This is a genomic window from Maribacter aquimarinus (assembly GCF_047345505.1).
GTDB lineage: Bacteria > Bacteroidota > Bacteroidia > Flavobacteriales > Flavobacteriaceae > Maribacter.
The window spans coordinates 226,313-246,242 of sequence record NZ_JBLFEO010000004.1 but is presented as its reverse complement, the minus strand read 5'-3'; the positions used below and the strand labels follow the sequence as shown (position 1 = coordinate 246,242).

The 19,930-nt window shown below is 51.0% G+C and carries 10 protein-coding genes; 8 read left to right on the top strand and 2 right to left on the bottom strand.

Annotation, left to right across the window (positions count from 1 at the left end; translation table 11 throughout):
- Positions 1–142 precede the first annotated feature (142 nt).
- Both ACKWCC_RS04845 and ACKWCC_RS04840 read left to right on the top strand, forming a co-directional pair.
- Positions 143–847 carry a fibronectin type III domain-containing protein gene (locus ACKWCC_RS04845; RefSeq protein WP_413994778.1) on the top strand — a complete coding sequence of 235 codons (705 nt, stop codon included), beginning with the start codon at positions 143–145 and terminating at the stop codon, positions 845–847.
- Positions 848–1,173: 326 nt separating this feature from the next.
- Complete coding sequence (locus ACKWCC_RS04840) at positions 1,174–3,129, top strand: glycoside hydrolase family 13 protein (RefSeq protein WP_413994777.1); 1,956 nt, start codon at positions 1,174–1,176, stop codon at positions 3,127–3,129.
- 43 nt (positions 3,130–3,172) lie between these two features.
- On the opposite strand, the gene ACKWCC_RS04835 is transcribed toward ACKWCC_RS04840, so the two are convergent.
- A complete protein-coding gene (locus tag ACKWCC_RS04835; protein ID WP_413994776.1) occupies positions 3,173–4,192 on the bottom strand; it encodes a LacI family DNA-binding transcriptional regulator in 1,020 nt (339 codons plus the stop codon).
- 340 nt (positions 4,193–4,532) lie between these two features.
- Here ACKWCC_RS04835 and ACKWCC_RS04830 point away from each other — a divergent pair, with 340 nt between their 5' ends.
- The 6 genes from ACKWCC_RS04830 (at position 4,533) to ACKWCC_RS04805 (ending at position 19,705) form a co-directional block, all read left to right on the top strand.
- Complete coding sequence (locus ACKWCC_RS04830) at positions 4,533–7,526, top strand: SusC/RagA family TonB-linked outer membrane protein (protein ID WP_413994775.1); 2,994 nt, start codon at positions 4,533–4,535, stop codon at positions 7,524–7,526.
- Between the two features lie 11 nt (positions 7,527–7,537).
- Positions 7,538–9,133: a RagB/SusD family nutrient uptake outer membrane protein gene (locus ACKWCC_RS04825; protein WP_413994774.1), complete on the top strand. Its 1,596-nt coding sequence runs from the start codon at positions 7,538–7,540 to the stop codon at positions 9,131–9,133.
- Positions 9,134–9,369: 236 nt separating this feature from the next.
- The gene (locus ACKWCC_RS04820; RefSeq protein WP_413994773.1) at positions 9,370–12,534 is read left to right on the top strand and encodes a VCBS repeat-containing protein; all 3,165 of its coding nucleotides are present in this window, start codon (positions 9,370–9,372) and stop codon (positions 12,532–12,534) included.
- Positions 12,512–13,108, top strand: coding sequence for a hypothetical protein (locus tag ACKWCC_RS04815; protein ID WP_413994772.1), 597 nt, complete (start codon positions 12,512–12,514; stop codon positions 13,106–13,108). Before ACKWCC_RS04820 ends, ACKWCC_RS04815 begins: the two co-directional genes overlap by 23 nt.
- Before the next feature lie 82 nt (positions 13,109–13,190).
- Positions 13,191–16,406: a VCBS repeat-containing protein gene (locus tag ACKWCC_RS04810; RefSeq protein ID WP_413994771.1), complete on the top strand. Its 3,216-nt coding sequence runs from the start codon at positions 13,191–13,193 to the stop codon at positions 16,404–16,406.
- A gap of 2 nt (positions 16,407–16,408) precedes the next feature.
- The gene (locus ACKWCC_RS04805) at positions 16,409–19,705 is read left to right on the top strand and encodes a VCBS repeat-containing protein (protein WP_413994770.1); all 3,297 of its coding nucleotides are present in this window, start codon (positions 16,409–16,411) and stop codon (positions 19,703–19,705) included.
- Here ACKWCC_RS04805 and ACKWCC_RS04800 read toward each other — a convergent pair.
- A complete protein-coding gene (locus ACKWCC_RS04800; protein ID WP_413994769.1) occupies positions 19,702–19,896 on the bottom strand; it encodes a hypothetical protein in 195 nt (64 codons plus the stop codon). The genes ACKWCC_RS04805 and ACKWCC_RS04800 overlap by 4 nt on opposite strands.
- Positions 19,897–19,930: the final 34 nt, after the last annotated feature.

The following is a 19,930-nucleotide window of genomic DNA, read 5'->3' as shown; positions in this document are numbered from 1 at the left end:
TGTGATAATCACATTTGTAGACAACATGGCTGAGTTTCCTATATTTACCCATACAACAAAAATAGGCATAGCCCTCAGAACATGACCACCTGCAAAGCAGGTGGATTTTTAAGATGAATTAAAGAACAATAATACTGTACAGATGAAACATCCCCTTAAAATCCACACCCTATTTTATATCCTGTTTGCAGGCCTGCTCCTTGGCTGCGGCGGCGGGGACGATCCCGCTCCAGAGCCAACACCCCAGCCCCCGGTGGCGGCCACATTGCTGGAGCCGGCCAACAACCTGATCTGCCTTACCGCCACCTCGCTGAACGCGGACCAGAGCAGCGTGGCCTTCTCTTGGAATGCCGCGGCCAACACGGACACTTACGAGCTCAGCGTGACCAACCTGAACACCAATGCCACCACGAACACCGTAGTGGGCGAAAGCAATGCCACGTTGACCCTGGACAAGGCCAACCCCTATGCCTGGTCCGTGACCTCCAGGTCCAATGGAAGCACCGAAACGGCCCAAAGTGAACAGTGGCGCTTTTATCTGGCCGGGGAGGCCCAGGTAAACTTTGCCCCCTTTCCCCCGGAATTGGTGAGTCCGCCATCGGGAGCCACCGTTACCGGCAACGCGGTCTCCTTGGTCTGGCAAGGGAGCGATGTGGATGGCGACCTTAGCGATTACGATGTGTATTTGGATGACGCCGACGGCAGCACCCTCTTGGATACCGTGACCGAACCCGAATTGCAGAATGTGCCACTGAACGCCAACACCACCTATTTCTGGAAAGTGGTGGCCAGGGATGCGGCGGGAAATACCGCCAGTTCCAACCTGTACAGCTTCAAGGTGGAGTAAAACAACCCAACAAGAGTGGGCAAACGGCCCACTTCGGCATCCAAATTGTTGAACCCAGATTATGCACTAGACTTTCGAAATGAGGGTGCAAAGCCCAATAAAATCAAGACTTTTGCGATTGAGGCGCCCGCCTGAATGACTCAGTCGGGCAGGCCCGCCCGAACGTACCGTTCGGTACGGGCGGGTAGCCATCGCTACGGTGAGTGAGCAAAAGTCAGTGCAACGATTGATTTTGCAGGGATCTGCAGCCGTAATACCTGCCCGTTCCTTTCAGGCGGGGAATTTCTATTGCTTAATCTGGGTTGAACACCCAAAACGACAAGAACATGAAGTACATCGTCTTACTATCCACTATTTTCTTGGGCCTGTTTTCCGGGAATGCCCAAAGCGCAGCACCCTTAGGGCCAATTTCCTCGGAAACAAGGGGCATGGAACAGCTGGCCGATGGGCCATTGAACCAAGACCTGAGCGATGATGGGCAGCTTCAAACCAGTCCCATTGCCCGTGTGGAACCGCCCAATTGGTGGACCGGGATGGTGCACAACGAAGTGGAACTGATGGTGTACGGCAAGGACCTGATCACCTACCAAGTGCAATTATCGCCCTATGAACACGTACGGATCACGGGCGTAAAAAAGTTGGAAAGTCCCAAATACAGCTTTATTACCCTGGAGATCGGTGAGGAAGCCGTCCCGGGCATGGCAGCCTTGAACTTTACCAACGGAACCACTTCCTTTTCCCACACCTTCCCCATTTTGGAGCGGGAAGCAGGAAGGAAGGAGCTCCAGGGTTTTAACGCCTCGGACGCCATCTACCTCATTACCCCGGACCGTTTTGCCAACGGCGATACCCGCAATGACAATGTGCCCGGGATGAAAGAACGTGCCAACCGTTCCCTAAAGAGTGGCCGTCACGGGGGCGACCTGGCCGGGATCCTGAACAGCTTGGACTACATCAAGGACCTGGGCTTCACCGCCATCTGGATGAACCCCGTTTTGGAAAATGACATGCCCACCTACAGCTACCACGGCTACAGCACCACGGATTTTTATAAGGTAGATCCCCGCTATGGCAGCAACGCCAGCTTTAAGGCCTTGTGCAAAACGGCGGCAAACAAAGGCATGAAGGTGATCATGGACATGATCGTGAACCACTGCGGCCTGGAACATTGGTGGATGGCGGACCTTCCCGCGGCCGATTGGATCAACCAATGGCCGGAGTACACCCAGACCAATCACCAAAAAACAGTGATCCTGGACCCCTATGCCTCCAAATTGGATCGGAAGGAATTCTTCAAGGGGTGGTTTGTGCCCACCATGCCAGACCTGAACCAAGAGAACAGCACCATGGCCACCTACCTCATACAAAACACCCTGTGGTGGATCGAATACTCCGGAATTTCGGGCATCCGGATGGATACCTACCCCTACCCCGACATGTACTTCATGAGCGATTGGACCAAGGCCGTGATGCGGGAATACCCGCATTTTAACATTGTGGGCGAGGAATGGGTAACCCGTCCCGCCATGGTATCCTACTGGCAAAAGGGCAAGGACAATGCCAATGGCTATACCTCGGATCTGAAAAGCCTAATGGACTTTCCCTTGCACGATGCCATGATCACTTCCCTGAACAACGAACCCACTTGGGCCTCTTCCTGGACCGATCTCTACACCATGCTGGGGCAGGACCACCTCTACCCAGATCCGCACAATCTGGTGGTGTTCCCGGACAATCATGACATGTCCCGCATCTACACCCAGGTGGGCGAAGATCTGGACAAGTACAGGCTGGCCCTGACCTTTGTGGCCACGGTGAGGGGCATTCCGCAACTGTACTACGGCACCGAGGTGCTCATGAAAAATCCCGGCACGGACGATCACGGTACCATCCGTTCCGATTTCTACGGCGGATGGCCGGGCGATGAAAAAAATGCCTTTACCGGGCAGGGCCTGGATCCCCAGGAAAGGGAAGCGCAGCAGTTTGTGCAGCGGTTGATGAACTGGCGCAAGAACAACCCGGTGGTGCACCACGGGAAGCTGATGCATTTTGCCCCGAAGAACAAGGAAGAGCTCTACGTGTACTTCCGGTACAATGACAACAAAAAAGTAATGGTGGTGCTCAGCAAGAACAAAAAAGACCAAGACTTGGACCTGGCCCGGTTCCGGGAAATACTGCAAGGACCCCTTTCCGGCAGGGAAGTGTTAACGGGCACCACCCTGTCAGGGGCAAGGAAACTAAAGGTCAAGGCCATGCGGCCCATGATCATAGAGCTGCACTGATTGTGTCGGGGGCCAATGGGCATGGGTGCCTTGGGCGCACCGCTCAGGTGGTCTCCCTTTGTATGATGGTGGCCTCAATGACCTCCGTACGGTAACTGGGATCATCGTCCAGGGGCTCATCCTCTACCCTTTCAATGAGCATCCTTGCGGCCGTTTCCCCCATTTTCTCGCCGTGCTGGGCCACGGTGGTGAGCTTGGGCCGGAAATACTTGGAGAGGATGCCGTCCGTAAAGCCAATAAAGGCAATGTCATCGGGGATGGTAAGTCCCATGTCCTGCACCACGTTCATGCCCAGAACGGCAAAAAACTCATTTACGCACAGCACGCCATCCACCCGATGCTCTTTAAAGAAGTTTTTTATGGGCGCCTCATCAGTATCCTTATAGGGCAAGATGAGCACCAGATCGGGATCATAGGCCAAACCGGCCTCCCGGAGGGCATCCCGGTAACCCGCCTCCCGGCTCAGGCTCACATTGAAAAAACTCTTGGTGGTAATGAGCCCGATGCGCTTCCTGCCCTGTTGCAACATCATGGCAACCGCTTTGTGCGCTATGTCGCGGTCATTGATCACCACCTTGTCACATTCCACCTCATCCGTGACCCGATCAAAAAGCACCAAGGGAATGCCCTGCTCGGTGATCTGCCCCAGGTGGTTGTAATCATTTTTGGACTGTGTTTCCGCGGAAAGGGACATGATGAAACCGTCCACACTGCCATTGGCCAAAAGTTCCATGTTGATCACCTCCTTGTCAAAAGATTCGTCCGAGACGCACACCACCACATTGTAGCCGCGTGCGTTGGCATACTTTTCAATGCCCCTGAAAACGGTGGTGAAAAAATGGTGCACAATATCGGGGATAATGACCCCTATGTTCTTGGTGCGCTTGTTCTTAAGGCTCAGGGCAATGTTGTTGGGCCGGTAATTGTAGAGTTTGGCAAAGGCCTGTACCTTGTCTTTGGTCTCCTTGCCGATCTCATCACTGTTCTTAAGGGCCTTGGATACCGTGGAAATGGAGACCTCCAGTTCCTTGGCAATGTGCTTTAGGGTTATTTTTCTTTTCATGGGGATGGGGCACCGTCCGAAAGTGACGTTTTGTTTTGGGTAAAGTTAAGAAATTACCGCTCATTAAAAACCTTGTGCCAAACAGCTTCCCAGTTCCCAAATTCCGGCGGGCGCCAAAATGCCCGCTACTTCAAAAAATCCCTATTCCATAAAAACAAAGGGGTACTTTTGACGATATTCCGAAAAAGGGCGCAAAAACCAATGGCACCCTTAAAATAAAAAAAGTTATCAACACGAAACCGTTTGCGTAACTTTCTAAGAAGAGTTCGGGCACATTTAACAAGTAATTTACATATTTTAGTCCTATATATCAATTAACTCAACTTTAAATTAACTGTTTATGAAGTTTACTTTATTAAAAAGTTTGGCGCTTGTTGGAGCTTTTTTGTGCTTTGGCATTGCCCATTCCCAAGATGTTTCGGGTACCGTTTCCGACGCCAACGGTCCCTTACCGGGAGCCAACGTGGTAGTAAAGGGCACCACCAATGGTACACAGACTGATTTTGACGGAAACTATACACTTTCGGACATTGGTTCGGATGCCGTATTGATCTTTAGTTACATTGGATTTAAAAACCAGGAAGTGGCCGTCAATGGCCAAGCCACGGTCAATGTAACCCTGGAAGAAGATGCACAGGCCCTGGAAGAGGTGGTTGTGGTTGGTTATGGCAGCCAGGCCAAAAAAGAAATTACCACGGCGGTGACCAGTGTGAATGTGGAAGACTTCAACCAAGGGGTCATTAACGAGCCCACCCAACTTTTACAGGGTAAGGTGGCCGGTCTTAGCGTGGTGAACCGCGGGGGAAACCCCAACCAACAACCCGTGATCAGGTTAAGGGGTATCTCTACCGTTGGCGGTAACCAACAGCCCCTGGTGGTCATTGATGGTATCCTGGGAGGTTCCTTGGATAGTGTTGATCCCGCAGACATTCAAAACATTACCGTGCTCAAGGATGGTTCGGCCGCGGCCATTTATGGTTCCAGGGCCTCGTCCGGGGTGATCGTCATTACCACCAAGGGAGGCAAGAGCGGACAACCGCTACAGGTCTCCTACAATGGCCAATTGGGTGTTAAGGGCATTGCCAACCAAATAAGCATTATGAACAGGCAGGAGTTCTTGGCCGCTGGCGGGAACGATTTGGGCAGCGACACCGATTGGAGGGACGAGGTGACCCAGACCGGCATCTCCCAAGTGCACAACATTTCCGCCTCGGGAGGCACCGAGGACATGACCTACCGCATTGCAGGGAACTTCAGGGACGCCGATGAGATCTTGATCAACACCGGATTTCAACAGGCCAATTTCCGAAGCAACTTTACCGGACGTCTTTTTGATGATAGGCTTAAGGTTACGGTGAACACCGCCTTCACCACCAGGGATTCCCAAATTGGTTTCAACGAGGCGCTCCGATACGCCACCAGTTATAACCCTACCGCGCCGGTCTTTGGAGACGATGCTCCGTTTGCATTCAACTCTGCCCAGTTCGGCGGTTATTTTGAGACCCTGGGACTTTTTGACAGCTTTAACCCGGTCTCCATTGCGGAACTCAACAGAAATGATGGTTCTTCCACCACGTTAAACTACAATTTGAACCTTGATTACAAGATCACGGACGCCCTGAGCATAAACGTGAACTATGCACAGGAAGATTTTAAAAACGACAGGAACCAATATTACCCCACCACCAATCTTTGGCGTGGAAATGCGTTGAGCCCCACACGAAGGGGTAGGGCAGACTTCCTTTCCCAGGAGCGTAACTTCACCCTTTTTGAAACCTATGCCACCTTCAAGGGCACCGCTGCAGACAGCTTTATTGATTACACCATTACCGGTGGTTATTCTTTCCAAGAGACGGACTTCAACGAAAACTACCTTCAATTGGGTGATTTTCCAGCCGGTGTGGATTTTGATTTTAGCAACAGCATCGAGGTGGCCCAAGACCTTTTGGAAGGAGGCCGTGTCCAGGCAAACAGTGCGCGTCAGGATGGCGATCGGGTGGTGCGTTTCTTTGGTAGGCTAAACGCCACTTTTGACGATGCCATATACCTTAACGCTGCCCTGAGCCGTGAAGGTTCCAGCCGTTTTGGATCGGAAAACCAATGGGGTATCTTCCCTGCCGTGGCGGTGGGTGCAGATTTGAACAAATACCTGCAATTGGAAAACGTAAATCTGTTGAAAGCCCGTTTGGGCTGGGGTGTTACCGGTTCCATTCCGCCAGAAGTGGGGCTGTCCCAACAGATCTTTAATGTACAGAATGGTGCGGATGGCCAAAGCGGTGCCAGTACCACGCAAGCCGGTGGTAGGGCCGCCAACCCCGATTTAAAATGGGAGGAAAAATCCGAGATCAACCTCGGTTTTGAGTTTGCGAACGATCGCTTTGGGGCCACCTTGGATTTCTTTACCAGGGACATCCGGGATTTCATCATTCTTGCCAATGTGGAAGCTTCCGAATTCAACGGTTTTGACCGCCGTTGGGAAAACGCCGGGACGCTGGGCGTAAATGGAGTGGAATTTTCTGCCAATTACGATGTGTTCCGCGATGATAACTTTAAATACAACACTGGGATCATCGTTACCCACAACAAAAACGTTTTGGAAGAGAATGCTCAAGGAAACCAAGTTCTGGGCAATTTGGGATCCCCAGGCCAGAACAACACCAACGTGATTTTGGTGAAGGAGGGCGAGGAAATTGGGCAAATATGGGGGCCCGTTTGGTCCGGACAGGTCGATGCTGCCGGAACGCCCATACTCAGTGATGTAAATGGTGATGGCAATTTGGTCACAGGCCAAGGAAGTGCCCTGGCAGATGATGCCGATTTTCAGGTGTTGGGCACTGCCCTCCCTGATGTGGAACTGGGATGGACCAACCAGATTTCCTACGGGAATTGGGACGCCAACGTCTTCTTTAGGGCCGTGTTGGGCCACAGCTTGGTAAACAGCTTTAGGGCCTTCTATGAGCCCATCATTGGTTCCCAGGCCTCTTACAATTTTGTGAACACCGATCTTGCGGATCCAAGTATCCGTACGGCCCAGTTCAGCGATTATTATGTGGAGCGCGCAGACTTTCTGCGTTTGGACAATATGTCCGTAGGTTATACCTTTGATATGAGCCAAAGCAATTACATAAAAGGTCTCCGGGTGTCCCTCGCCGGGCAGAACCTTTGGACCTTGACCAACTATACCGGTGTAGATCCGGAGCCTGCCCTTGTGGACGGCGGTGGTTTGGGCAATCTACAAAGCGGAAGGCCCAATGTACTTATTCCTGGCATAGAAAGAAGGGAAGCCTATTTTACCAATACAACGGTCACCTTGGGTGTGAACATTAATTTCTAAAAAAAATAACTATGAGACGAATACTAAAACTAACACTGGCAAGTTTGGCCCTTATTGGCTTCTCTTGCACCGATTTGGACGATGAACTGGAAGATTCCCTGACTGAGGAGTTTTCCATTGAAGGGGTTTCTACGGGCCCTGGTGGAGGCTCAGATGGAGGCCCATTGCTGGCCCCCTTCGCCCGCCTACGGGACGGAACCGCCGGAAACACCGGTTTCTTTGCCACAAACGGAGTTACGGCAGACGATATGGCCGTACCCCAAAAAGGGGGCGACTGGTTCGATGGCGGCATCTGGATCCAACTGCACCGCCACACTTGGGATGCTGCCCATGAGCGTATCGAGGAAACTTGGAACCAATCATACGGCGGTATCGGTGAGTGCAACATTGCACTGGCCAGCGGGGATTTGAATGCCAACCAAACTGCCCAGGTCCGTGCACTGCGCGCCTATTTCTACTGGAGACTATTGGATACCTTCGGAAGGGTAAAGATCGTTACCTCCCCGGGATCGGATGCCCCTCAGGCTGAGCGTGTGGATGTGTACAATTTTGTTGAAAGTGAGTTGTTGGACGCATTGGGCATTTCGGCCGTGACCGCCAGTATGGATTTGTCCGGAAGCGACCTTAACACGGACATCAACAATTACCGGATAAACCAATATGCCGCTTTGGGCATTCTTGCAAAATTGTATCTAAACGCAGAAGTTTACACAGGTACACCCATGTACCAGGAAGCCGATTGGGCCGCCACCTACATCATTGACAACAGCCCCTATGTCTTGTGCGCAGAAGGCTGTGTTGAACCCAACCTGGCCAAACGCCCGGATGTGGACAGCGACCCCACCGAACTTGAGGGATACGCGGCCATCTTTGCCCCAACCAATGAGGACAATCCAGAAATAATCTGGTCCGTGGAATACAATAGTATTGGCAATGGAGGAATGAACTTCAACCAAATGACACTGCATGGACCGAGTCAATTGACCTATGGTCTGGACGAAGCGCCCTGGAACGGATTTGTGGTATTGGAAGAATTTTACAACTCCTACGAAGACGGAGACCTCAGAAAAGAGGCCAACTTCTTGGTGGGCCCACAGACGGATTTCTCAGGGAACGCACTGATCGACTTTGCCGCGGACGATGATGACCTGCAGGTAAACTACACCCCAGAGATCAACGAATTGGAGCCAAACGCCCTTCGTCAGGGCGGGGCCCGGATGAAAAAGTTCAGCTTTGAACTATTGGGCCGTTCCAATATGAACAATGATTACCCCATTGTTCGCTTGGGAGACGTGCACCTGATGAGAGCGGAGGCCCGTGCAAGGGCGGCCGGAGACTGGAGCTTGGCGCTTCCAGATGTCAACGCCCTTAGGGATCGCGCAGGTGTGGGCCCGCTGTCCACAATGGATGCAGACACCTTTTTGGCCGAGCGTGGCAAGGAAATGTTCCAGGAATCCAGCAGAAGAACAGACCTGATACGTTTTGGTAAATTCCAGGACAGCTGGTGGGAAAAAACCAATAACGACAGCTTCAGGAACCTAATGCCCATACCCATTGATCAGATCAATGCCTCCGATGGGACCTTGACCCAGAATCCAGGCTATTAACAATTCATAATGAGCAACGTAAAGGGTTGTCCTACGGGAACAACCCTTTTTTTTGTTAAGGCAACCTCATTTCCAACAGGGTAATGTATCTTTATTTCACCAATCTTTGTTTTAATACGCTACTAAAAACCATGAAATGGTTGGCCCCTCTTCTTTGTTCGCTACTATTCCTTGCTTGCCAAGTAAAACCTACGGAACAGCACCCCCTTTACGTGCAGAGGGACAGCACCACTGGAGTGCAGTTTTTAAATGAACTCACCTACACTGAGGAATTCAATCCCTATCTCTATAGAAATTTTTACAATGGTGGGGGCGTAGCGCTGGGCGATGTAAACAATGACGGACTTACAGACATCTACTTTACCGGAAACATGGTAAGCAACAAACTCTTTTTGAACAAGGGCAACTGGCAGTTCGAAGACATCACAGAAAAAGCCGGGGTGGCCTGTGAAAATGTTTGGAGCACGGGGGCCACCTTTGTGGACATTGACCAAGATGGCCTGCTTGATCTCTATGTGTGCAAATCTGGACGCCCCGGGGGTGCCAACCGGCACAATGAACTGTTCATGAACCAGGGAGACCTCACCTTTAAAGAGGCCTCCAGGGAATACGGACTGGATATTGAAGGTCTTTCCGTGCACGCTGCTTTCTTTGACCATGACAAAGACGGTGATCTGGATGCTTATGTGTTGAACAACTCCCTGCGTTCCATTGGTGGCTTTGACCTTATTGAAGGACAACGGGAAATTCCAGATGAGACGGGCAACGGCAACAAATTCTTTAGGAATGACAGCGGAAAATTCAGAGAGGTGTCCCAAGAGGTGGGCATTTATAACAGCAAGATCGGCTTTGGGCTTGGCATTACCCTTGGCGACTTCAACCATGACAATTGGACGGACATTTACATAGCCAACGATTTCTTTGAACGCGATTACCTCTACATCAACAACACCAAGGGAGGATTCACAGAGGCACTGGAAGATTACTTCCATTCCATTTCAATGGGTGCCATGGGCGCAGACCTGGCAGACCTTAACAACGATGGGCTCCCCGACCTAATGGTTACCGAAATGCTCCCTGCCACGGACCAACGGAAAAAGACCAAGACCCTTTTTGAGTCTTGGGACAAACAACGGTTGGCCGTAAAGAAAGGATATTTTCATCAATACGCCAGAAATACCCTTCAGCGTAGCTATGGCCCACAGGGCTTTCTTGAGGTAGGGCGGCAAGCGGGGGTTGCCGATACGGAATGGAGCTGGGGAGCCCTGCTCTTTGATATGGACAATGACGGTCTCAAGGACATCTTTGTGAGCAACGGGATTTACAAGGACCTTTTAGATCGGGACTACCTGGCGTTTGAAGGAAATGAAGAGAAGATAAGGAACAGCCTTCGCAGGAGGGAAAAGAATGTCATTACACGCCTTATTGACGCCATGCCCTCACAACCAGTGGTAAATGGTGTTTTTAAGAACAATGGCGATTTCTCCTTTGAGAAGTTTGCCGCCCCTTGGGGGCTGGACCGGCCGAGCTTTAGCAACGGTAGTGCCTACGGTGATCTGGATGGCGATGGGGACCTGGACCTTGTGGTGAACAATGTAAACATGCCCTCCTTCCTTTACGAAAACACCACAGACACCCTAACGCATCGCAGTTTAATGCTTAAGCTCAAAAAAAAAGAGGATGGTGGCGCAGCTCTCGGGGCCAGTGCAACGCTGAGACATCAAGGCCGCACACTTGGCCATGGCCAACTTTTCGTGTCCCGTGGGTTTCAAAGCAGCGTGCCCCATACCCTACATTTTGGATTGGGGCCTTTGAACATAGTGGACACACTCTCCGTACTGTGGCCCAACGGCAGCCAAACCGTTCTAACCAACGTGCCCACCAACCGTACCTTGGAACTTGTACAACCCACCGAACCGGACAGTGTCCAGTCCCCATTGAAAGGTGAACCAGCCGTTCTGAACAAAATTGCACCTCCATTTACCTTCATCCATAGCGAGAACAACTACATTGATTTTGATAATGAGCGCTTATTGCACGGGATGCACAGCAACGAAGGACCCGCCCTGGCCATGGCCGACCTTAACGAAGACGGAAAAATGGACGTCTTTTTGGGCGGTGCCAAACATCAGTCAGGGACATTGTTCCTGTCCGGGCCCCAAGCGTACACACCTACCCAGGAACCTTTTATGGCGGACAAGAACGCCGAGGAAACGGACGCACTCTTCTTTGATGCCGATTCCGATGGCGATATGGACCTTTATGTCTGTCACGGTGGCAGAGCGTATTCTCCGTACTCCACGGACCTGGTTGACGCCCTTTACCTGAACACCGGCTTGGGCTCGTTCAAAAAATCGACCTCATCCCTGCCCTTTACCGCACCCTTCAGTTCAGGGACAGTCTGCGCCACGGACTACGACCACGATGGCGATATGGACCTTTTTGTGGGAGAGCGCTACAAGACCAACCGATATGGAAGGCCCGGCTCCGGATATCTTCTGGAGAATGATGGCAAGGGAAACTTTGAAAGCGCACAGCAGGGGCTTTTCACCGATTTGGGGATGATCACTGCCGCGCAGTGGGCAGATTTGAACAAGGATGGATGGCAAGACCTCATCGTGGTAGGTGAGTGGATGGCCATAAAAGTGTACATGAACCATAAGGGCCAGCTTTCAGATGAAAGCCTACAACTGGGGTTTGGAAACACAGAAGGACTGTGGAGCGCCCTGCACATTACGGATTTGGACCAGGATGGCGATCTAGATCTTATTGCCGGTAATCTGGGGAGAAATACATTTTACCAAGCCCCAATGGCCCTGTTCTTGTCAGATTTTGATGGAAATGGCTTTCAAGAACAGATCATCTGTAAAAAAATGGACGATAAGTATGTCCCGATGACAGATAAGGACGAACTGGTCTCCCAACTGCCCCATCTCAAAAAAAAATTACTCTATTACAAGGACTATGCCCGTGCCCATATGGCCGATCTTTTTTCGGAAGACCAGTTGCTGGCCGCCACCAAACTTGAAGCCCGCCTTCTGGTAAGTTCTGTTTTTATAAACGGGGAAAATGGTTTTGTGCACCAAGAACTTCCGGCAGAAACACAGTACGCACCCATTTACAGCATCACTTCAAACGATATTGACAAGGATGGCCATCCGGATCTTTGGATGGGCGGGAACCAGTACCTTGTCAAACCGCAGTTTGGACGTTGTGATGCTTCCAAGGGATGGGCTATCTTTGGGCCCCACCATACCATGAACAGCAATAAGGTTCATCCCCTAAACATAAGTGGGCAGATTCGTAATTTGAAATGGATGGAACACGGTGGGAAAGAAAGCTTATGGGTGGGGACAAATAATGATTCGCTACAATTATATGAAATTCACCAATTACCCTAACATTTATGCCTTGGTGCTGCTCGTCCTCTTGGCCGCCTGCTCGAACTCAGGTTCGGGGTACAGTGCACTGGCAAGGAAGGAAATGGCGAGTGGGGTCATCAAGGACTCTTTACTGTTCAATCTGAAATTGGGCCAGTCCAAAGAATTCTTTTTACAAGCCTGCTGGCAATTGAACCAAAAGGGCATTATCTCGGAGGGCCCGGGAAGCAGAACGGTAAAATATGAACTTCCCAACCAAGAGGGTAATAATGAACCTACCGGAATGACCTTGCTTTTTTTTGGGGACTTCAATGATGAGAACATCATGACGGGGATGGACATGTCCTTTTATTACAATGCCTGGTCCATTTGGAACAAATCCCTGCAGGCAGACCAACTCTTGCCCGTGGTAAGGGATACCCTGATGAAGTGGTACCCTGGAAACAACTTCATCAAAGTTCCGCTGTCCCAGGACGGCCCACCCCTTTTGGTAAAGGTGGACGGCAACCGCCGCATCATCATTAAACCCTTGGAAGACAACCGGATGGTAAACGTAAAAATTGACGACCTGCGCTATGTTTTGGATGCCCGCTAACTATTTAAAACGTTTTAACCTCGCCCACATCGCCTGGTGTGGCATCTGGCTCTTGATGGGGTGTGCCAATAATAGGACGGAAATGGGGCCGAATACGGAGCCCAGCATTTTTCAATTGCGCACGCCAGCCGAAACGGGGGTGGATTTCACCAACCAGCTGCATTATGACAACGCCTTTAACGTGTACCGCTACCGAAACTATTACAATGGGGGCGGTGTGGCCATAGGGGATATTGACAATGACGGCCTGCCCGATATCTTTTTCACAGCCAACCAAGAAAAGAACAGACTCTTTTTGAACAAGGGCAACTTCACCTTTGAGGACATTACAGATTCCGCTGGCGTGGGCGGTACCCGACCGTGGTCCACCGGGGTAACCATGGCCGATGTCAATGCCGATGGCTATTTGGACATCTATGTCTGCAATTCGGGAGATCTGCAGGGCGAAAACAAGCAAAACGAACTTTTCATAAACCAGCAAGACGGAACCTTCAAAGAAATGGCCGCCGCCCATAACCTGGACGACAAAGGATTTTCCACCCACGCTTCCTTCTTTGACTTTGATAAGGACGGGGACCTGGATGTGTACATTTTAAACAACTCCTACAAGGCCATTGGGGGCTTTGATCTAAAGTTGAACCAACGAAACGAAAGGGACGTGCTGGGCGGGGACAAACTCATGGAGAACAGGGACGGCATTTTCGTGGACATAAGCGAAAGAGCCGGTATATATGGCAGCGTCATAGGTTTTGGACTGGGGGTTACCGTGGGCGACGTAAACAATGACGGCTGGGAAGACATATACGTATCCAACGATTTCTTTGAACGCGACTACCTTTATGTGAACAACAGGGACGGTACGTTTTCCGAGGTCCTGGAGGAACAGATGACCGCCAATAGCGTGGCCTCGATGGGCGCAGATATGGCAGACATTAACAATGACGGTTTCAATGATATTTTTGTTACCGAAATGCTGCCCTCTGAGTATGAGCGACTCAAGACCGTGACCACTTTTGAAAATTGGGACAAGTACCAATTGAACCTGCGCGGGGGTTACTACCACCAGTTTACGCGCAACACCCTCCAGTTGAACCTCGGGGACGGCACCTTCAGTGAGATTGGACGGCTCAGTGGCGTGGAAGCGTCAGACTGGAGCTGGGGCGCGTTGATCTTTGATATGGACCATGACGGGCTCAAGGACCTCTTTATAGCCAATGGGGTCTACCAAGACCTCACCGATCAAGATTATCTGCTCTACCTGTCCAATACGGAAATATTAAAATCAATGGTAAGCAATGACACCGTGAACTACGCCAAGCTCATAGACATCATCCCTTCCAACAAGGTTCCCAACCACGCCTACCTAAATCAAGGTGGGCTGCGTTTTGAGAACCTGGAGAAGTCCGGCCTGCAGGAAGAAAGTTTTTCCAACGGCGCGGCCTATGGCGACCTGGACAATGACGGTGACCTGGATTTGGTGGTGAACAACCTGAACATGCCCAGCTTTCTCTATGAGAACACCACCGTGGACCGGAAAAAGGGGCACTACCTAAAACTGGAGCTGTACGGAGAAGGGCAGAACACCATGGCCCTGGGCAGTAAAGTGGAGATACCTGAACGGGGCATCTCATTGGAAAACCAGCCCGCCCGCGGGTTTCAATCCAGTATGGACCCCAGGCCCAACCTTGCCCTGCCAAATGGGGACAGTGTAAACCTCAAGGTTACCTGGCCCTCTGGGAAAGTCACGGAATTGAAAAACGTGGCCGTGGACCAAACCCTTGGCCTTCATGAAAAAGATGCTCTTTGGGCAACAGCCGCGCCCAAACCAACCGATCCACGACCATTTGTGGCAAAGACCGATGGGTTGAAACATCTTCACAAAGAAAACCGCTTTGTGGATTTTAACCGTGATCGGCTACTGCACCATATGTGGAGCACAGAGGGGCCCAGAATGGCCATGGCAGACGTAAACCAAGACGGTTGGCAAGATGTGTTCATCGGGGGCGCCAAAGGCCATTTGCCCCAGCTTTTCCTTGGGAACAAGGATAAATTCAAGAAAAAAGAGTCGGGCAGTTTTGAAGAAAACAAAAATTCGGAAGATATGGACGCGCTGTTCTTTGATGCGGACAATGATGGCGATGAAGACTTGTACGTGTGCAGTGGCGGGGTAGAGTATTCCCAATATTCCACAGATTTCATAGACCGGCTCTACATCAATGATGGAAAGGGAAATTTTGTGCGCTCGCCGCAAAAATTGCCCGTGGCGGGCAGCGTGCACAGTACCTCCACGGTGCAAGCCACGGACATTGACCAAGACGGAGATCTGGACCTTTTTGTGGGGGAGCGCCTTGTTCCCTTAAAGTACGGTGCACCATGTTCGGGATTCATATTGATCAATGATGGAAAAGGGCACTTTACGGACAGGACGCCCCAACTAGCGCCCGACCTACGCAATCTGGGGATGATCACAGATGCCCACTTCAGCGATTTGGACGGGGACGGGGACGATGATCTTTTGGTTGTGGGGGAATTTCTGGGCATCACCGTATTCCAAAACAACTCAGGATCGCTGTCCCGTTTTAACGACCATCCTTTGGAACAGCTCAAGGGCTGGTGGAACACCCTGGAAGCAAGTGATCTTGACGGCGATGGCGATATGGATTTCATTGTGGGAAACCACGGGCTCAACAGTCGGTTCCGTGCCAGTGAGACCAACCCCATTACACTGTACTCCAAAGATTTTGACGGTAATGGGTTCATGGACCCGATCCTCAGTCTTCGCCGAAAAGAGGGTAAGGATTATCCCTATGCCCTTAGGCACAACTTGGTGGAACAGATCAAATCCCTGACCAAAAAATTTCCTGACTATGACTCCTTTAAAGATGCCGCCATCAGTGATATCTTCACCCCCGAACAATTGGAAGACAGCCGGAAACTGACCGCGAACACCCTGGCCTCCGTGGTGCTGCTCAATGACGGGAACTTTATGTTCAAAGTGGTGCAACTGCCCATTGAGGCGCAATTTTCGCCCATTTATGCCATTGCGGCCCATGATTTCGATGGGGATGGAGACCCGGATCTGGCCCTGGGCGGCAATTTGCACAACGTAAAACCGGAGGTGGGCCGGTACGATGCCTCCTATGGCCTTTACCTGGAGAATGATGGCCAGGGCTGCTTTTCAGTGCCCATACAACCATCGGGGCTCAAAATCAAGGGAGAGGTGCGGGACATGTTGGTCGATCAAAGACAGCTCATCGTTTCCAGGAATAGGGACTCCGTCGTTGCATTTAAATTTTAAAGATGAAAAAACTGTTGCAATCCATCTGGCCCTTTCTAATCCTCCTGGGCTGTGCGGGCAAGGAAGAGCCCACCGTCCCCAGTGCAAAGGCACCGATTTTTTTTCATCAGCTGCCCGCGGACAGCAGTGGCTTGAGGTTTGTCAACAAACTGCGACACACGGACGATCTGAACATCATTGAATACCTCTACTATTACAATGGTGGCGGCGTGGCCATCGGGGATCTGGACAATGACGGGCTGGAAGACCTCTACCTTTCCGCGAACCAGAGCGCGGACCGGCTCTACTTGAACCAGGGCGATATGAGGTTCAAGGACATCACCGCATCGGCCGGTTTGGAGATGGACAACAGCTGGTCTACCGGGGTCACCATGGAAGACGTTAACAATGATGGCCATCTGGACATTTATGTGTGCAAGGTGGGCGCCTACAAAGAACTCAAGGCAAAAAACCTCCTTTACATCAATCAGGGAAACGGCACCTTCAAGGAGATGGCCAGGGAATACGGACTGGATTTTTCGGGCCTGTCCACCCAAGCGGCTTTTTTGGACTATGACAAAGACGGGGACATGGACCTTTATCTCTTGAATCACTCCCTGCACACCCCTCGCAGCTACGGACGAATTGCCTTACGCAACGAGACGGACCCCATTGCCGGGGACCGTCTTTTTGAGAACCAATTGAAGCAGGGAGAGACCCGGTTTAAAGATGTGACGCAACAAGCCGGTATTTACAGCAGTGCGCTGGGCTATGGCCTGGCCCTTACCGTGGCCGATTTGAACGAAGATGGTTGGCCAGACATCTATGTTGGCAACGATTTCCATGAAAATGATTATGTGTACCTGAACCAAGGGCGCTCCGCAGGGACAGGACAGGTCACATTTCAGGAAAAAGGGCAAGATGTCATGCACCATAGCAGTAGGTTTACCATGGGCGTGGACGTTGCCGATATGGACCAGGACGGCCTTCCCGATATTTTTTCGCTGGACATGATGCCCTCTGATGCAGAAATATTCCTGAAATCGGGAGGGGAAGACTCAGACAACGTCAACCAGATCAAGAGAAGCTTTGGCTTTGGCGAGCAGTACGCCAGAAATACCCTTCAACGCAATACCGGCAAGGGTCATTATGAAGAAGTGGCGCTGATGATGGGCATATACGCAACGGACTGGAGCTGGTCTCCCCTGCTTCAAGACTTTGACAATGATGGCATGAACGACATCTACGTTACCAATGGCATCTATAAAAGACCCAATGACCTGGACTACATAAACTATCTTAGCACGGTTGATTTTGCCCAGTACAATAAGACCAAAGGGAACGCCATAGAAAGAAAACTCATTGAACAGATGCCCACTTTGAACATTGCCAACGTGGTCTTTCACAATTTGGGCAATTACAGCTTCAACCGGTTTTCGGCCTCTGCCGGCCTTCGCCCCAGCTACTCGAACGGGGCTGCCTACGCAGACTTGGACCAGGACGGCGACCTGGACATTGTGGTGAACAACATAGACCAAGAAGCATCGCTTTTGGAGAACCGCAGCAATGGGGGCAGCCCTGGAAATTACCTATCCCTGAACTTAAAGGGAAAAGGGCCCTCCACCAACCCCTTGGGCGCCAAAGTAACCGTTTACGCCGGCAACAACGTACTAAAAAAAGAGCTCACCGTGGTAAAGGGCTTCCAGTCCTCCTCCACCAGACACCTTCATTTTGGTCTGGGCCAAGATGCCGTGTTGGATTCCGTAAAAATTGAATGGCCCAACCTAGAGGTGCAATGGGAGCACGGGCTCGCCATCAACCAACATCACACCATCACGCAAAAGGAAGGATTGCCCACTGTTGAATTGCAACCCAAACCGGTGCCCGAGACCTACCGCTTTTTCAAATACAGCCATCTGGAAAACACTTACCGCGACTATGAGAGGGAACTGCTCATGCCAGAAAAACTGTCCACAGAAGGTCCGGCCCTGGTTCAGGCGGATTTTAATGGCGATGGATTGGAAGACCTTTTCATTGGTGGGGCCAAATATCAATCTCCCGCCCTGTATTTCCGGAAGCCCAATGACGACTATGAAGAAGACAAGACCAGTGCCCTAAGAAAAGACATCATTTACGAAGATGTGGATGCCACGGCATTTGATCTGGAGAATGACGGCGATTTGGACCTATATGTAATGAGCGGGGGCAACGAGCTCACCGAAGGCCATCCCAATTTGGAAGATCGCATCTATGTGAATGATGGTTTGGGGAATTTTGAGCGGTTGGCCATACCGCTCATAAAAACAAATGGGGGGAGTGTTGCCGCGGCAGATTTTGATGGTAACGGCCTTGACGACCTTTTTATTGGCAACCGATCCATCCCTGGTGGCTACGGCCTATCTCCCTATAGCTACATCCTTAAAAATGATGGTAACGGGAAATTCTCGGTGCAGCAACAAGAACGCCTGGGAATGATCACAGACAGTGAATGGGCCGATCTTAATGCAGATGGCCACCTGGATCTGGTCATTGTGGGCGATTGGATGCCCATTACCGTGCTCATGAACCAAGGAGATGCCACCTTTCTTAACCAGACCGAATTCTTTGGTCTAACAAAAACGGGGGGGATGTGGAATACGGTCACCGTCACCGATCTGGATGGAAACGGAAATCCGGACATTCTGGCGGGAAATGCCGGTGAGAACTTTAAGTTCAAGGCCAATGACAGCCTACCCCTAAAACTGTACCTGGATGATTTTGATGACAACCAACAACCGGACCCCATCATTATGTACCCATTTTTTGGAAAATACGTGCCTTATGCCAGTAAAGACAAGTTAATGGCTCAGTTGCCATCGTTGAAAAAGAAATTCACGAGCTATGCGGATTTTTCCAAAGTCAAGAACATAGAAGACCTGACAGGAAAAAAGGAAGATGCCATTATGGAAATAAAGACCATCGGGGAATTGCGATCCATGGCCTATATGAACGTGGGGCCAAACACCCGGGCCCTACCCCTTCCCAAGCAAGCGCAAATGAGCACCTTGAACGATTTTGAGCAAAACGGGGAGGGAATTATATCCTTTGTGGGCAACTACCTGGGCTATACCACCGAACTGGGCCAGAGTACCGCTCGGAGCGGTGGCACCTTATCCCTGGGGCCCAATGGAAAAATGGAAGTGCAAGGCGCACTGTCCCTGCCACCCTATCTAAATGCGAGACGTATTGTGCATCTGGGGGAAGATCGTTATCTGGTAGTGGCAAATGACGATCGCTCCTTCATCATTTCCATAACCCTTAAAAGAGGTGGGGAAGATTAACCCACTGTTGCAACGATCAAGTTGTCCCGGCCTGTACCCGCTTTGGCGCTGCCGCACATTTCACTGAAGAGGTGCCCGCGCCCCAAAATGGCCTGTTCTAAACTGGACAACACCGTTTTCCATGCTCTTGCCATTGCCACCGATCCAAAAATTAATGTAATTTTGCCATCTGGTTGAACTGTAATGAACAAGGATCGATTTTTCCGCTGTGCCCACCGGGAAACG

Excerpts from the sequence above, each read along its gene's own strand:
- ACKWCC_RS04815 (WP_413994772.1), top strand. The coding sequence starts at position 12,512 with ATGAAATTCACCAATTACCCTAACATTTATGCCTTGGTGCTGCTCGTC.
- ACKWCC_RS04825 (WP_413994774.1), top strand. The coding sequence starts at position 7,538 with ATGAGACGAATACTAAAACTAACACTGGCAAGTTTGGCCCTTATTGGC.
- ACKWCC_RS04835 (WP_413994776.1), bottom strand. The coding sequence starts at position 4,192 with ATGAAAAGAAAAATAACCCTAAAGCACATTGCCAAGGAACTGGAGGTC.
- ACKWCC_RS04845 (WP_413994778.1), top strand. The coding sequence starts at position 143 with ATGAAACATCCCCTTAAAATCCACACCCTATTTTATATCCTGTTTGCA.
- ACKWCC_RS04840 (WP_413994777.1), top strand. The coding sequence starts at position 1,174 with ATGAAGTACATCGTCTTACTATCCACTATTTTCTTGGGCCTGTTTTCC.
- ACKWCC_RS04805 (WP_413994770.1), top strand. The coding sequence starts at position 16,409 with ATGAAAAAACTGTTGCAATCCATCTGGCCCTTTCTAATCCTCCTGGGC.
- ACKWCC_RS04830 (WP_413994775.1), top strand. The coding sequence starts at position 4,533 with ATGAAGTTTACTTTATTAAAAAGTTTGGCGCTTGTTGGAGCTTTTTTG.
- ACKWCC_RS04810 (WP_413994771.1), top strand. The coding sequence starts at position 13,191 with ATGGGGCCGAATACGGAGCCCAGCATTTTTCAATTGCGCACGCCAGCC.